Here is a 16,071-nt window from a genome sequence, read left to right on the forward strand (position 1 = left end):
CTGCAGGGAAAATAAATCCGGAATTGAAATTCCGAAATCCGATATCAAACTGCTTCTTTGCTTTGGCGCAATATTGTCGTAATTTCGGCGCTTAACACTATACCATAATAACGTGCTAAGCATCCTTAAAAAAGAAATAATATCCTACCTCAGTTCGCTGGTAGCCTATGTTACTATCGGTGTGTTTTTACTGGTGCTGGGCCTGTTTTTATGGGTGTTTCCTGATTCAAGCATCCTGGAATACGGTTATGCCGGGCTCGAAAGCCTGTTCAGCACCGCTCCGTACCTGTTTATGTTCCTGATCCCGGCCATTACCATGCGCTCCCTTGCCGAAGAACGTAAGGAGGGTACTTTTGAGCTGCTGTTTACCCGGCCATTAAAAGATTGGGAAATTGTGCTGGGTAAATACTTTGCCTGTTTGCTAATAGTGCTTTTTGCTTTGCTGCCTACGCTGGTTTATTATTATTCGGTAAGTGCGCTGGGTACGCCGCAGGGCAATATTGATACCGGGGCAGTTATCGGTTCATACATCGGTTTGTTTTTATTAGGTGCTGTATTTGTGGGGATTGGTTTGTTTACCTCATCCATCACCAAAAATCAGATCATCGCCTTTACCATATCCGTTTTCCTGTGTTTCTTTTTTTACAGTGGGTTCGATTCAATCAGCCAGCTGTTATCCCTGCAGGACCTTGGCCTGCAAAATTTGGGTATTACCCAGCACTATGATTCGGTAAGCCGGGGTGTGCTGGATACCCGCGATCTGGTTTACTTTATCATCACTACCGGTGTTTTTATTTGGCTCACGCTGTTTGTACTGGCAAAGCAACGCCAAAAAGGTGTAGGTGGTGCCGGGATGGTCATTGTGTTAGGAGTTTTGCTTTTCCTGGGGATACTATCATCATTTACTTTTGCCCGTTTTGATTTTACTGCCGAAAAGCGTTATACCATATCGCCCATTAGCAGGCAAATTATGGATAAGCTGCCAAAAAAGGTAAAAGTGGTGGTTTATTTACAGGGAGATAACCTGCCCGGCGGCTTTAAACGCCTGCAAAGTGCTACCCGCGATATGTTAAGTGATTTGCAGGCATACAGCCATGGCAAAATCCAGTTCGAGTTTCGCGACCCGCTAAAGGGTTTAAACAACGATCAGCAAAATGAGGTGATCCAGAACATGGCTGCCGAAGGTGTTGAGCCAACCAACCTGAGCGTTAAAACTGATAATGGCGTATCGCAGAAGCTTATCTTTCCTTCGGCACTGGTATCGGCAGATGGAAAGGATATCCCGGTAAGATTATTGCTGAGCCGTATAGGCCTTTCGCCTGATGAAGTGCTGAACAACTCTGTCCAAAACCTGGAATATGCGTTTTCATCGGCCATAAAAAAGGCGGTTAACGGGGGCAGGCCGCAAATAGGTTTTACCGAAGGCCATCATGAATTAACCGACCTGCAACTGAACGATGCCATGAAAACCCTTGCTGATGGTTTCCAGGTAGGCCGGGTTGACTTGGGTGTTATTTCCACTGCCGATCTGCAAAAAATCAAACTGCTGGTAATAGCCAAGCCCGATCAAAAGTTTTCGGAAGCAGAGAAATTTAAGCTCGACCAGTACATCATGCACGGTGGCCGGGTATTATGGACGATAGACCAGGTAAGCGCCGAGCTGGATAGCCTTCGCGGCCATGGCGGCGAGCAACTGGCTTTCCCCAAACAGCTTAATTTGGATGATCAGCTTTTTCGCTACGGGATCCGCATTAATTATGATCTGATTGCCGATATGAACTGCTCACAGATCCCCATCAGTACCGGCAATGTAGGCGGGCAGGCGCAAATCCAGATGCTGCCCTGGCTGTATTACCCGGTGTTTATCCCGCTAAGCAAACATCCTGTAGTGAAAAATCTTGATGGCATCAGCAGCGAGTTTGCAAGTACTATCGATATCCTCGATACTAAAAATGTAAATAAAACGGTGCTGCTAACTTCATCGCCCTATAATAAAAAGCTAACCGCCCCGCACATATTATCATTGCAGGCTTTGGAGCAGGAACCAAACCCTAAAGATTTTCAAAGTACGCCTAAAATAACCGGGGTACTGCTGGAGGGCAGCTTTGTGAGCGACTGGCAAAACCGCCCTATGCCCGAGGGTATTAAAGAGCAGATTGCCATACAGCAACAAAGTGTGCCTACCAAAATGATCGTGATCAGCGATGGCGATATTTTCAAAAACCAGGTAGGCAGCGATGGTTCGCCATATCCTTTGGGATATGATCATTATACCCGTCAAACCTATGGCAATAAAAACCTGCTGCTTAACATTGCCGATTACATGACCGACGATTCGGGGCTTATAGCGCTGCGTACCAAGGAGATCAGGATCCGCCTGCTTGACAGGGCACGCATTCGCAGCGAAAAAATGTACTGGCAGCTGGTTAATACCATAGCACCGCTGCTTTTAGTGTTAATATGTGCTATTTTTCAACATTATTTACGCAGGCAAAAGTATGCCCGTTAAATTTTCTATTTTTGATAGATTAATTACAACCATATGAGATTTATTGTTTCTACCTCAACATTACTCAAACAACTGCAAGCGGTAAGTGGTGCGTTAAGCAGCAGCACCGTGCTGCCGATACTGGAAAACTTTTTGTTCGAGATAAAGGATGGGAACTTGACCATTTCTGCTACCGACCTGCAAACCAGCATGACCACCTCTCTGCCTGTTGAGGCTAAAGAGAACGGAAGGATTGCTATCCCCTCGCGTATATTGTTAGAGACCCTGAAATCATTACCCGAGCAGCCTGTTGCTTTTTCGGTTGATGATAAAACCTTCGCTATTGAAATTAATGCAGGCGATGGTAAATACAAACTGAGCGGCGAAAACGGCGAGGATTTTCCAAAAATCCCGGTTGTTGAAAACGCTTCATCAGTAAACCTGCCGGCTTCGGTTTTAGCCGAAGCTATCAACAAAACCATTTTCGCGGTAAGTAATGACGAGCTTCGCCCGGCCATGACTGGTGTTTATTGCCAGCTTACAACGTCGGCCCTTACTTTTGTTGCTACCGATGCACATAAACTGGTCCGGTACCGTCGTAAAGATGCAAAAGCCGCGGGCACTACATCGTTCATCCTGCCTAAAAAAGCGTTAACCTTGCTTAAATCATCATTACCGAGCGATGACGTGAATGTATCTGTTGAGTATAACTCCACCAGTGCTTTCTTCAAGTTTGGCAATATTAACCTGGTATGCCGCTTAATTGACGAGCGTTACCCTGATTACGAGGCGGTTATCCCTCAAAATAACCCTAATAAATTAAATATCGACAGGCTTACTTTCCTGGGTTCGTTAAACCGTGTAGCTATCTACGCTAACAAAACTACCCACCAGGTAAGGCTTAAAATAAATGGCAGCGAGTTAAATATCTCATCAGAAGATATTGACTTTGCTAACGAGGCCCACGAGCGTTTAAGCTGCCAATATGAGGGCGAAGACATGGAAATTGGCTTCAATGCAAGATTTTTAATAGAAATGTTGAAGAATTTAAGCTGCGAAGAAGTATCTTTGGAAATGTCGACTCCAAACCGTGCCGGTTTATTGCTGCCACAAGGAGGAGATGAGAATGAAGATGTGCTGATGCTGGTTATGCCGGTGATGCTCAATAGTTATGCTTAAGTGTAAACTTAAATTATAAATCCAAAACTAAGTCCGGTAACATAAACCGGACTTTTTTTGTTCAACACCCGATACCAAAAATTACAGTAAGCAGTTATAGCTTATAATTGTATATGAATATTAAGGTTAAAGCTTTATTGATTATTATAGCCGTAACGGGCTACCTTACGTCCTGCAAAAAAAATAATGATAAGCCCGATGCGGTGGATTCGTCAACATCATCGTTAAACGTTATTAATGCAACTTTTAATAATGTTAATATTTATGTTAATGGTACAAGGGTAAACAATACAACAACTTTTTATCCGGGAGGGACGCTTGGTTATATTTTAGTAAAGGCGGGTACGCAAAATTATTCGGTTAAATTAGATGGGCCTAATAACCCTAATCCGCTGTTTAGCCTGCCCTTAACTTTGAGTAAAGATTCGGTATATTCATTTTATATCGGGGGTAATACGGCCGACCAGGTTTTCAAAAGCACGGATGTGCTGGTTGCCGACACCGGTAGTGCCCCAAAGGCAAAAATCAGGTTTGTCAATGCATCTCCTGATGCAGGTAATATAAGTGTCCATTTTGAGGGTATAACCGCTGCCTTAGATACCGAGCAAGTGAAAGACCTTGGTTTTAAAACCACCTCGGCTTTTTATTTGGTAGCACCGGGAGAGCATAATATGGCCTTACATTCGGCCGCATTTCCAACTACTGTTGTAAGGGATACGGTGCAGCTAACAGGGGGCAAAGTATATACCTACTATGGTTATGGTAATAAAAGTACGGGCCTGGCAACCGGCCTGTTCATTAATCAATAATTACATTAATGGCTAATAAAAATAAAAGCAAGGTACTGGTTTCGTTTTTTGTAGCTGTGCTATGCGGTCTTTTCATTTGTGCCGTTTCCTCATGCGGTAAAGGGGGCAATGCGTCATCGGTAGGCCTCAATACCCAGTTCCAGATCGTTAATTTAAGTCCCGATATCCAGCCGGTTTATCTTTACCAGCATTTTATCAGGTATAATACCACTACCTATACTTATCCAAACAGTTCGGGATATTTTTACCTTTCAACACTTGAGCCTCCGCTGCAATTGCGTACAGTTACTGCTGCGCCTGTAATTTTACTTCAGTTTGATACTACGCTTAAAGCCAACAGGAAATATACCTTGTTTATAACCGGTTTCAGGAAGGATAGTTCATTTGTCAGTTCATTTATACTATCTGATAGTACCGGTTTGCCAGCAATAGGAAAGGGAAAAGTGAGGTTTGTGCATACCTCGCCCAATACAGCTGCATTGGATCTGAGGGCTAACGACAGCCTTGTTGTAAGTGGTACAACCTTTAATAAGGTATCTAAATATGTTGAACTTACTGCCGGTAATTATAACTTTACCATTACAACTACCCGAACGCCTACAACAATTGAAACAACCCTGCAAAATGTAACCATACAAGACGGCCGTGCCTATACCATTTATACCAAAGGTATTGTTGGCAGCGCCGACTCTTTGGCCTTTGGCGCGGGGGTGCTCACTAATAATCTGCTTAGTAAGACACTTCAGTAGCTGCGTTTTGTTTAATATTTATATTTTTGGGCAAAAATTAAGCCTGTGGAAGTAATAAAAAGCATAATCGACTTTATACTGCATATTGACAAGCACCTGGTACAAATCACCAGCGCTTACCAGGGATGGACCTACCTGATCCTTTTCCTGATCATATTTGCCGAAACAGGTTTTGTAGTAACCCCGTTTTTACCCGGCGATTCACTGTTGTTTGCAGCCGGTGCTTTAATAGCCGGTGGCAGTTCGGGTTTGGATATCTGGCTGCTGGGCATCATATTAATTGCCGCTGCCTTTATCGGCAATACGGTGAATTACCTTTTGGGCAACTATTTAGGCCCCAAAGTTTTTAAAGAGGAAAACAAGATCCTCAAACTTGAATACTATCTTAAAACCAAAGCTTTTTTTGATAAGCATGGCGGCAAGGCGGTGATCTTTAGCCGTTTTATGCCTATTATCCGTACCATAGCGCCATTTGTGGCAGGAGTTGGCCGGATGTCTTTTTTAAAGTACAGCCTTTATAACATCATCGGCGGTGCATTATGGATTATCGTGTTCCTGTTTGCAGGTTACAAATTAGGCCAGGTGCCTGTAATTGCTAAAAACTTTTCGCTGGTAGGGGTGATCATTATCCTGATTTCGATATTACCGCCAATTTATGCTGCTATAAAAGGCCGCACTGCCAGGAAACCGGCTTAATTGTAAAGGGCATCCCTGATGTTATCAGTTGATGGCATCAAGGATCATGGTGCCCACCAGTTTACCGCTTTTATTATAGGTTTCGGATTTTACAAACCTTCCAAGCTTAGGCGAATACCATTCGGTAACTTTCATGTTAAAAGGGATACCTATGCCCATCATTTTCATTTTGGTTGTGGCCTCGTAGGTTATTTTAAAACAATCGAAACTGCCGGCATTGGTGCTTACGGTTTCAGCCTGTTCAACTTTACGGTTTTTAATATCCATTTGCAGGTTGGCCATCTGGGCGCCGTTGTTACCCATATCAATAGTAACGGAACCATCATCTAAAGTTTGCCCTGCCTGCATATCAACAGGATAAGCAAGGTATTTAGCTTCGCCGCTTACCTGCATATTGCCTTTCATGCTTGATGCGGGTACAAATGATTTCATATCCACCTTGATAGTATTACCGGTGCAGATCATTTCGGAATCGCCGCTGCCAATGGCTTTACCATTTTTGTCATTTATTTCGGCATGTACTGCTACGGTTGCGGCATCTTTTTTAGTGGTGACATAAACGGCGGTCATCTGTTGTTTGCCTTTGGCATCCTGGTTTATATAGGTGAGTTTTTTACCATTAACGTTGTTTACAAACTGGCTGCAATTTTGGGCAAAGCTTACTTTACAGCAAAGCACCAATAACAATATCATTATTTTTTTCATAGCGCAATAAGTTAATGTGGATGATTACGCTAAGTTGAGAGAAAAGCAACGTAGAAACAAGGTTGCTACTACCCGTTTTAGCTTCGGGTTTTACGTTATTATTGGTTAATTACCAGTGCTTTGCCTGATCGGTATAGCGCCTCTTCTTGTTGAAGTTTTGCTTTTTGTTGGATACTTAAAGGCCGCGCGATAAGCTTGTTCAGATCGGGCTGTCCGGCATCAACCCAGGCCGAATACCAGAAACTGCCCACAGAAAGGATGGACGCCCGCATTTGCCTTGCCACCATCCCCTTCAGCATTTTGTGATAAGCCAGGCTATAGGCGGCAGAGTAATCGGTAATTTGCTTTTTGCCGTGCTGTACCGGCTCATATTTTTTATCCTGCGGATAGGTTTTGTTCAGGATGCGCTCAAAGCGCAAAACACTATCAACGCTTTTGTAAGCAGCCCTGCATATCCGGAATGCTTCATTCAGCGGGTTTTCAACATACCGGGCCTTGCCAACATAGTAATTATAATGATTGGCAAATAACTCGGGCAGGCGGCTTTCCCAAAGGGCGTGGATGCCGGTTTGGCCTGTAAGCTGGCCGTTATAGTTTTGGGTAAGGTGCAGCGGTACATGTGCATCGGCAATATAATGCCCTAAATAAGCAGATGCATTGAGGATAGCCGTGGTATCATGGGCTTTGAAAGCCCGCACCAGCCTGTAATACTGGTACTGAATGGTCCATGGAACGGTGCCGTATTTAACGATGGTATCTTTTGAGTATTTGGCAACCGCATCCTTCCATTTTTTAGGCATGGCCTCAAATGGCTTTTTGCCATAACGGTCGGCGTCAAAGAAATGGCGCGGTGCTTCGGACGAGTCAACGTAGCGGCGTTTGTCGGCGCTGACGGCATGTTCGGTTATATAATCGATATTAGACCTGTAGAAACCTGACATGGCCTTAGGTAGGGTAAAAACGGCCAGCCGGTTAATACGGTAATGCGCAAAGAAACCCCATGATGAGCATAGCATAATTAAACAAGTACCTGCTATGCTTAAAATTATCCGGCGGTTCATGAGGCAAAGATGAGTTTAAGTTTTGAAGATTAGTATAAGCTAAACGTTTTTGTATATTGATTTATTAATTGCAGTATAAATGAAAGTGTTAACAGTTTCTTCTTTGCGAAATAAAATGCAGTATTATCTTAATGAGGTAAGTAATAATGATGATATTATTGTGATACCAGGAGATAATGGTGAAGATGATGGAGTTGTAATTGTTTCAATTAAAGAATACAATGCATTAATTGAAACCAGCCACCTGTTATTCGACAATAAAAACAGCAAACGCCTTATGGAGTCGATAGATCAAATTCATTCAGGAAAAGTAATTCAATATGATTTTAACGCAGGAAAGCAGTAAATGGACGAACAGGTATTTACAATTTTCCCGAATAAACTTTCGTATCGTAATTAATAACGATAACGCCATCCTGCTGAAATTTATCAAAAAGTGCCCGTAGGTCGTTAATCATCGGCCGGTACCCCTCATCGTTACGTGCAGGCATGTATGATGATGACAGCAGTCTGCCTTTTAATCCTTCAAAATCAAATACCTGTTTATTGGCGAATATTTCCAGGTGAACGGGTTCGGGCTTAAAGAAAGCGGCGATATGTTCGGTATTGATGTTGCGGTGATCAACCTTTACATAATCGCGGGCATGTTTTATAATAAGTTCGTCATACTCCTGTTCAAAGGCCGACGTTGTTTTTCTTTCGTTCCAGATGAGGGCAACAATGCCATCCGGTTTCAGGATCCGTTTAAATTCAGCATTGGTTTTTACGGCATCAAACCAATGAAAAGCCTGCCCGGCTACAATAGCGCTAATACTATTGCTCTCGATGCCGGTATTTTCGGCAGTGCCGTTTTGAGGAATAAAGCCGTTATAGGAGCCAAGTAGCCCGATGGCTTTTTCACGCATCTCCAAATTTGGTTCAACGGCGATTACCCGGTAGCCTTTTTTCAGGAACAAGGCAGTGGAGATCCCTGTGCCTGCACCAATATCAGCAATGAGCTTATCCTGTGTTAAGCCGTAAGTGTCATGTAAAAACTTAACAATTTCGTCGGGGTAGCCGGGACGATATTTTACATAATCTTCAACCCGGTTACTGAACCGGGTAGTGCTGTTGGTTACCATAATGCAATAGTTTTATAAATTAATAACGCTGCAAAAATCAATGTGTTGTATGAACACTTTGTGAATGCCAGGTTAACAGGTTATTAAATTGACTGGTTTGTAAATTTAATGTTGAAGCTAATCCTGCACATTATCAATTCAATTACATGAAAATATAAATCAAAAAACCACTTGCATATTAAATTTAATCGCCCTATATTTGCAGTCCTTAAAATAAGTAGAAAAGAATAACAAGCTATACGAGATGGCAAATCATAAATCATCATTAAAAAGAATCAGGTCAAACGCTGCGAAGCGTCTGCGCAACAGGTACCAGGCTAAAACAACCAGGAACGCTATTAAGAAATTAAGAAACACTACTACCAAAGCTGATGCTTCTGCACTGTTGGGTAAAGTGATCTCAATGCTTGATCGTTTAGCTAAAAAGAACGTTATTCATAAAAACAAAGCTTCGAACAATAAATCAAAGCTTACTAAATTTGTTAACGGCTTAAGCTAATCTTAGCTATTAAAATATACCAAAGGGGATAGTGTTCAAGCGCTATCCCTTTTTTTGTTTGGCGCTTTTTCATACTTTAATGCCGTGGAAAACTACGAAAGCAAGATCAGCATTAAATCATGGGCCGAGGAAGACCGCCCGCGTGAGAAACTTAGCGGGCAGGGGCGCCGCGCCCTTACCGATGCCGAGCTGATCGCCATCCTTATCGGCTCGGGCAGTCGTACCGAAACCGCAGTTGAACTGAGCAAGCGCATCCTGCGCCATTATGATAACGACCTGAACAAGCTTGGCAAAGCTTCCATTAGTGAACTATCCAAATTTAAAGGGATAGGAGAGGCCAAAGCTATATCTATTATTGCCGCGCTGGAGATCGGCCGCCGCCGTAATGAATCTGAATCGGGTGCTATTGAAGTGATCACCTCAAGCAGGGATGGTTACAATATTATGCGCCGTCATTTGATGGACCTGAACCACGAGGAGTTCTGGATTATACTATTAGGCCGTTCAAACAAAGTATTAGGGAAGGAGCTGATTAGCAAGGGAGGTTTATCGGCTACGGTATGCGACCCTAAGATCATTTTTTACTCGGCCCTGCAATACCAGGCCAGCGGGCTCATCCTGGTACATAACCACCCATCGGGCAACCTGAAACCCAGTAACGAAGATCTCCAGCTCACCAAAAAAATAAGCGCTGCCGGCCGGATGCTGGACATGGGCGTATTTGACCATTTGATCATTACCGATGCCGGCTACTTAAGTTTGGCCGATGAGGGGTTGATGTGAGTTTGATTTGGGATTTCGAATGTTCGATTTCGGATTTTAGGAATCATGAATTTTTAATTTGGGATTTGTTAAAGTTGCAGGAGGCACTCGATTAGATTTAATTAAAATAGATCAAAGGCTACAATTCTCAATTTCGAAATTCAAATAAATCCGAAATCGAACATTCGAAATCCGAAATCTACCAACCCCACATCCGAAATCTTTATATCTTTGCCGATTATCATTTCGGAATAATGAAAATATCTTATAACTGGCTTAAAGAATTTATTGATACTGATAAAACGCCCCAGGAAATTTCCATCATCCTTACCGGTACCGGTTTGGAAGTTGAAAGCCTGGAAAAGGTACAGGCTGTTCCCGGCGGACTGGAAGGCCTGGTGATTGGCTATGTAAAGGAATGTGCTGACCATGCCAATTCTGATCACCTGCATGTTACCAAAGTTGACGTGGGCGATGCGGAAGACCTGCAGATTGTTTGCGGCGCTGCTAACGTGTCTGCCGGGCAAAAAGTGGTGGTTGCCGTAGTTGGTACTACGGTTTACCCAACCGGAGGTGAGCCTTTTGCTATAAAAAAATCAAAGATCAGGGGCGAGGAATCGCACGGGATGATCTGTGCCGAAGATGAGATAGGTTTAGGGACCAGCCATGCGGGTATTATGGTATTGCCGGAGAATGCTCCTGTTGGTACGCCAGCCAAAGAATACTTTAAGCTGAACGACGATTACATGTACGAGATAGGCTTAACCCCCAACCGTGCCGATGCGGCTTCGCATTTGGGTACGGCAAGGGATATTGCCGCATTTCTGAAAACAGGCATTAATAAGCCCGATGTAAGTGCATTTAAAGTTAATAACACCAGTCGTACCATTGAGGTTATTGTAGAGAATGAACAGGCATCACCGCGTTACTCTGGCTTAACCATCAGCGGGGTTGAAGTTAAGGAATCACCACAGTGGCTAAAGGAGCGTTTGGCTGTTATCGGCGTACGCGCTATCAATAACATTGTGGATGTTACCAACTATGTGCTGCATGAGCTTGGCCAGCCCTTACATGCTTTCGATGCCGATGAAATAACCGGTGGTAAAGTGCTGGTGAAAAACTACGCTGAAGGTACGGTATTCAAAACCCTTGATGACGTTGACAGGAAACTATCTGCCGATGACCTGATGATTGGTAATGCCGAAGAGCCTATGTGCATTGCCGGCGTATTTGGCGGTGCAAAATCAGGTGTTAAGGAGTCAACCAAAAATATTTTCCTCGAGAGTGCTTATTTCAACCCGGTATCTGTTCGTAAAACTTCGAAAAGGCATGGTTTAAAAACTGATGCTTCTTTCAGGTTTGAGCGCGGCACCGATCCGGATATGACAGTTTTCGCCCTTAAGCGTGCCGCATTGTTGATTCAGCAGGTTGCAGGCGGCGAGGTATCGTCAGAAATTTCTGATCATTACCCGGCACCGGTTGCTCCGTTTGCTGTGGAGATCACTTATAGCACCATTGATAAACTGATCGGTAAAAAGATTGGCAATGATGAGATCAAAGGTATTATTACCGCGCTTGATATTAAGATAGTGAATGAAACTGCGGATTCACTGTCATTGCAAGTGCCGCCATACCGCGTGGATGTTACCCGCGATGTGGATGTGGTTGAAGAGATCCTGAGGATTTACGGTTATAACAATATCGAGATCCCTACACAGATCAGGGCCTCGTTAAATAACTCCACCCGCCCGGAGAAAGATACGGTGCAAAATCAGTTATCTGATTTGCTGAGCGCGAACGGTTTTAACGAGATCCTGGCCAACTCGCTTACCAAATCTGCTTATTCGGATAACCTGGATACTGCCGTTAAGATCCTGAACCCTTTAAGCAGCGACCTTGATGTAATGCGCCAAACGCTGCTGTACTCTGGTTTGGAAGCTATTGCGTATAACCAAAACCGCCGTAGTGCCGATTTGAAATTTTACGAATTTGGCAAAGTTTATAGCCTTAAAGATGACAAGTATCTCGAGACCCAGCGTTTCAGTATTTTCATTACCGGTGCTAATACTGCCGAGCAATGGAACCAGAAAGCAAAGCAGGTATCGTTCTATAATATCAAGGCTGTAGTGGATGGTATTTTACAACGCCTGAACATCAGCAACTTTACAGTTGAGGATGCAACCTGCAAAAAAATGTCGTTTGGCATTCAATACATGCTTAATGGTAAGCAATTGGTGAAATTTGGTTCGGTAGCAGGTGTTTCACTGAAAAAGGCAGATGTTGATAAAGAAGTATTCTGTGCCGATTTTAACTTCGACCTTGTGCTGGCGGCTATCCGTAAAAATAAGATCGTGTTCCAGGAGGTTTCAAAATTCCCGGCAGTAAGGCGCGATCTTTCCATGCTGATAGACCAGGGTGTATCATTTGGCCAGTTGAAACAAATTGCCCAGCGCACCGAGCGCAAATTGCTGAAGGAAGTTGATGTGTTTGATGTTTACCAGGGCGATAAGCTGCCTGCAGGTAAAAAATCATATGCGCTAAGCTTTATCATCCAGGATCTGGAAAAAACGTTAACGGATAAGGCAATTGATTCTATTATGCAGAAATTAATTTATAATTTAGGAAAAGAAGCCGGAGCGGAGATCAGAAAATAATTATGTGAATGGTTGATTGGGTGAGTGGTTGATTAGGTTGTTTTCTGATAAACCACTCACTCAATCAACTTAATCAACCATTAACCAAAAACATGGCCTCATTAGCAGAGCAGTTAAATAAAATTGTAGATAAAACCGAGCGCCTGATTGAACTGTGCGCTGCTTTGCAGGAGGAAAATGACCTTTTAAAACTGGAGAGCGAGGCCCTTACAGTAGCCCTTAATGCCAGTAAGGCCAAGACAAAAGAACTGGAAGAAAAATTAAAAGTTGTTAAAGTTGCCAAGTCTTTTTCTGAAACAAATGAAAAAAGTGTTGACATTAAGCAAAAAATTAACGACTTTGTGCAGGAAATAGATAAGTGTATTGTATTATTGAAAAAATAGTACAAAAAGTGAAAAGCTCAAATGGGAGAAATCTCAATAAAAATAAATATTGCTGACCGTGTTTACCCCTTAAAGGTTAACATGGAGGAAGAAGAAATAATACGCAGGGCGGCTAAGCTGATCAACGACCGGATAAAAGAATATCAGGAAAATTATGCGGTTAGGGATAAGCAGGATTTGCTTTCGATGTGTGTGCTGCATTACGCCACTTCATCGTTAAAGGCAGAAAAGAAGGTTACCGTAGAAGATACTGAGGTAACTGAAAAGGTTTATCATTTAGATCATTTGTTGACAGAGTTTTTTTCGAAGTAATAATCGTTCTTTATATAATATACATACAGAGCACATTAAGATTTAACCGCAGTTAAATTTTAGGTTTCACTATTAAAAACTTAACGCTTCAATATTAAGCGGATCAAGAGGCATGCGTTAGTTACGATTAACGTTAACCAACCCATGGTCCCCAAATATCCGGAATGAGGTTTTAAATACATGATACTTAAAAATTAGTTGCGGTTTTTTTATTTACATACATATAACACCACCAAACCTAAAATGGACATATTACTATACGTCATCATCGGCCTGCTTGTAGGCGCCATTATTGGCGTTATGATAGGCCGCTTCCTGCTCCGCAAATTGTTTAAAGACCAGGAAGCCTCTGCTCAAAATAAAGTGAAAAAGATTTTAAAGGACGCTGAAAATAATGCAGAGATCCTGAAGAAAAACAAATTGCTTGAAGCCAAGGAGAAGTTTTTACAAATGAAGGCAGAGCACGAGCAGGAAGTAAATAATAAAAATAATGCTGTTAACCAGCGCGAAAATAGTGTTAAGCAAAAAGAGCAATCATTAAATCAGCGCCTGGAAAATGTTAACCGCAAGGAGAGTGAACTTGACAATACCCGCAAAAACCTTGAAAAGCAAACCGAGATAGTTGTTAAAAAACAAGACGAGGTAGAGCATCTTAAAAATCAGCACATTCAACAGCTGGAAACCATTGCCGGCCTATCAGCCGATGATGCCAAAAACCAACTGGTTGATACCCTGCGCGAGGAAGCACGTACCAAAGCCATGATCCAGATCAAGGATATTGTTGACGAGGCTAAGCTTACTGCTACCAAAGAAGCTAAGAAAATAGTGATCCAAACTATCCAGCGTACCGCTACCGAAAGCGCAATTGAAAACACGGTATCGATCTTTAATATCGAAAACGATGAGATCAAGGGCCGTATTATCGGTCGTGAAGGGCGTAACATTCGTGCTTTGGAAGCCGCCACCGGTATCGAGATCATTGTTGATGATACCCCGGAGGCAATTATTCTTTCGGGCTTTGACCCGGTAAGGCGTGAGATTGCCCGTTTGGCTATGCACCGTTTGGTTACTGATGGCAGGATCCACCCGGCACGCATTGAAGAGGTGGTTGCCAAAACCAAAAAGCAAATTGAAGAAGAAATTGTTGAGATAGGCGAACGCACCGTAATTGACCTGGGGATTCATGGATTACACCCTGAATTGATCCGCATGGTTGGCCGTATGCGTTACCGTTCATCATACGGGCAAAACCTGTTGCAACACTCGCGCGAGGTTGCCAACTTTTGCGCTACCATGGCTGCAGAGCTTGGTTTAAATGTTAAAATGGCTAAACGTGCCGGTTTACTGCATGATATAGGTAAGGTACCTGATGATAACCCTGAACTGCCTCACGCTATTTTGGGTATGCAACTGGCCGAAAAATATAAAGAGCATCCTGAAGTTTGCAACGCCATAGGTGCCCACCACGATGAAATTGAAATGACCTCAATGCTGTCGCCGATAATCCAGGCTTGTGATGCGATATCAGGTGCCCGTCCGGGTGCACGCCGCGAGGTTGTTGAAAGCTACATTAAACGATTGAAAGAACTGGAAGAGCTTGCATTGTCATATCCTGGTGTTGAAAAAACATTTGCGATACAGGCCGGCCGTGAGTTACGTGTGGTTGTAGAAAGTGAAAAGATCAGCGACGCACAATCAGAAGTATTGGCTGCCGATATTTCAAACAGGATCCAGACAGAAATGACCTACCCTGGCCAAATTAAAGTTACCGTTATCAGGGAAACCCGCTCGGTAGCATTTGCCAAGTAATCATTATAACATTAAACAAAACCCTTTCGGTACAAAAAACTGAAAGGGTTTTTTATTTTTACAGCGTGGCCACAAAAACAAACAACAAACAGAAATCAACAGGTAAAACCACTGCAAATATTGATGAACGCCCCATTGACCGTTATTTCAGGGAATATGCAGAAGCCCACCAGGATAAGGTTAACCAAATTGTACATTACATCTGCATCCCAACCTTAGCATTTAGTGTATTTGGACTAATTTGGTCAATCCCATTTCCGCACTTAGCTTTTTTAGGTATTTATAATGGATATTTTAACTGGGCTTCATTTGTGATAGCCATTGCTATCTATTTTTATCTAAAGCTTTCGCCGATCATATCTTACTTTATCTTATTTATTTTATTAGGCTTTAGCTATGGTATAATGGAGCTTGTGGCCTGGCAACAAGCCGGAGGACCTGCCATGTGGTCATTATGCATTTCTATATTCATTCCTTCTTTATCTGCTGTGCTGATAGGTAACAGCCGTGAACCGTTATATGCAAAAAATGGGCTCAATATCAGATCATTAGTTGTTGCCCCTGCATACCTGTTAAATCAATTGCTTAATAAACTGAGAATCAAAAGTTGATTTTGACTGTTTACATATTAAGCTTTTGTTAAAGTGTTTATTGCTATCAGCTTTAATGCGAAATAACAGTGGATTTTTTTAGCTGTGAAATACACGGCCGTGTAATTTGTGTTTCACATGCGATAAAGAAAAAATTAACATTATTACATACTTGTTTTTTGTATTTAACTGTTAGCCAGGTGTTTGTAATGTGTTTTTGCATTGGCTATGTTAAGTAAAAAAGAAATCATTAA

Annotated in this window: 16 protein-coding genes; 13 read left to right on the forward strand and 3 right to left on the reverse strand. The window is 42.6% G+C overall.

Annotated elements, in window-relative coordinates:
• Positions 1–112: 112 nt before the first annotated feature.
• The 5 genes from gldG to SNE26_RS27935 all read left to right on the forward strand — a co-directional run bounded on the left by gldG (position 113) and on the right by SNE26_RS27935 (position 5,921).
• Positions 113–2,509: a gliding motility-associated ABC transporter substrate-binding protein GldG gene (gene gldG / locus SNE26_RS27915; protein ID WP_321557104.1), complete on the forward strand. Its 2,397-nt coding sequence runs from the start codon at positions 113–115 to the stop codon at positions 2,507–2,509.
• A 33-nt stretch (positions 2,510–2,542) separates the two neighbouring features.
• The gene (gene dnaN / locus SNE26_RS27920) at positions 2,543–3,667 is read left to right on the forward strand and encodes a DNA polymerase III subunit beta (RefSeq protein WP_321557105.1); all 1,125 of its coding nucleotides are present in this window, start codon (positions 2,543–2,545) and stop codon (positions 3,665–3,667) included.
• Positions 3,668–3,780: 113 nt separating this feature from the next.
• Entirely contained in the window at positions 3,781–4,476 is a 696-nt protein-coding gene (locus SNE26_RS27925; protein ID WP_321557106.1) for a DUF4397 domain-containing protein, read from the forward strand.
• 8 nt (positions 4,477–4,484) lie between these two features.
• Complete coding sequence (locus tag SNE26_RS27930; protein WP_321557107.1) at positions 4,485–5,225, forward strand: DUF4397 domain-containing protein; 741 nt, start codon at positions 4,485–4,487, stop codon at positions 5,223–5,225.
• A gap of 45 nt (positions 5,226–5,270) precedes the next feature.
• Entirely contained in the window at positions 5,271–5,921 is a 651-nt protein-coding gene (locus SNE26_RS27935; RefSeq protein ID WP_321557108.1) for a DedA family protein, read from the forward strand.
• A gap of 24 nt (positions 5,922–5,945) precedes the next feature.
• On the opposite strand, the gene SNE26_RS27940 is transcribed toward SNE26_RS27935, so the two are convergent.
• Complete coding sequence (locus SNE26_RS27940) at positions 5,946–6,626, reverse strand: hypothetical protein (RefSeq protein WP_321557109.1); 681 nt, start codon at positions 6,624–6,626, stop codon at positions 5,946–5,948.
• 98 nt (positions 6,627–6,724) lie between these two features.
• Complete coding sequence (locus tag SNE26_RS27945) at positions 6,725–7,687, reverse strand: zinc dependent phospholipase C family protein (RefSeq protein ID WP_321557110.1); 963 nt, start codon at positions 7,685–7,687, stop codon at positions 6,725–6,727.
• Positions 7,688–7,766: 79 nt separating this feature from the next.
• Between SNE26_RS27945 and SNE26_RS27950 the strand changes: the two genes are divergently transcribed.
• Complete coding sequence (locus SNE26_RS27950; protein ID WP_321557111.1) at positions 7,767–8,033, forward strand: type II toxin-antitoxin system Phd/YefM family antitoxin; 267 nt, start codon at positions 7,767–7,769, stop codon at positions 8,031–8,033.
• A gap of 16 nt (positions 8,034–8,049) precedes the next feature.
• Here the strand turns inward: SNE26_RS27950 and SNE26_RS27955 are convergent, their stop codons facing one another.
• Positions 8,050–8,808, reverse strand: a complete 759-nt coding sequence (locus tag SNE26_RS27955; protein ID WP_321557112.1) for a class I SAM-dependent methyltransferase — start codon at positions 8,806–8,808, stop codon at positions 8,050–8,052.
• Positions 8,809–9,052: 244 nt separating this feature from the next.
• On the opposite strand from SNE26_RS27955, the gene rpsT reads away from it, so the two are divergent.
• The 7 genes from rpsT (at position 9,053) to SNE26_RS27990 (ending at position 15,838) form a co-directional block, all read left to right on the forward strand.
• Positions 9,053–9,307 (forward strand): 30S ribosomal protein S20, encoded by a 255-nt coding sequence (rpsT, locus tag SNE26_RS27960; RefSeq protein ID WP_076374856.1) that lies wholly within the window; start codon positions 9,053–9,055, stop codon positions 9,305–9,307.
• Positions 9,308–9,391: 84 nt separating this feature from the next.
• Complete coding sequence (gene radC / locus SNE26_RS27965; RefSeq protein WP_321557113.1) at positions 9,392–10,090, forward strand: DNA repair protein RadC; 699 nt, start codon at positions 9,392–9,394, stop codon at positions 10,088–10,090.
• A 233-nt stretch (positions 10,091–10,323) separates the two neighbouring features.
• Entirely contained in the window at positions 10,324–12,723 is a 2,400-nt protein-coding gene (gene pheT / locus SNE26_RS27970) for a phenylalanine--tRNA ligase subunit beta (RefSeq protein WP_321557114.1), read from the forward strand.
• Between the two features lie 92 nt (positions 12,724–12,815).
• The gene (locus SNE26_RS27975) at positions 12,816–13,106 is read left to right on the forward strand and encodes a hypothetical protein (protein ID WP_090529765.1); all 291 of its coding nucleotides are present in this window, start codon (positions 12,816–12,818) and stop codon (positions 13,104–13,106) included.
• Between the two features lie 21 nt (positions 13,107–13,127).
• Entirely contained in the window at positions 13,128–13,418 is a 291-nt protein-coding gene (locus SNE26_RS27980) for a cell division protein ZapA (protein WP_090529762.1), read from the forward strand.
• Positions 13,419–13,661: 243 nt separating this feature from the next.
• A complete protein-coding gene (gene rny / locus SNE26_RS27985; protein ID WP_321557115.1) occupies positions 13,662–15,227 on the forward strand; it encodes a ribonuclease Y in 1,566 nt (521 codons plus the stop codon).
• A gap of 65 nt (positions 15,228–15,292) precedes the next feature.
• On the forward strand, positions 15,293–15,838 hold the full coding sequence (locus SNE26_RS27990; RefSeq protein ID WP_321557116.1) for an Mpo1-like protein: 546 nt from the start codon (positions 15,293–15,295) through the stop codon (positions 15,836–15,838).
• The last annotated feature ends 233 nt before the right edge of the window (positions 15,839–16,071 follow it).

Source organism: Mucilaginibacter sp. cycad4 (assembly GCF_034263275.1).
Classification (GTDB): domain Bacteria; phylum Bacteroidota; class Bacteroidia; order Sphingobacteriales; family Sphingobacteriaceae; genus Mucilaginibacter.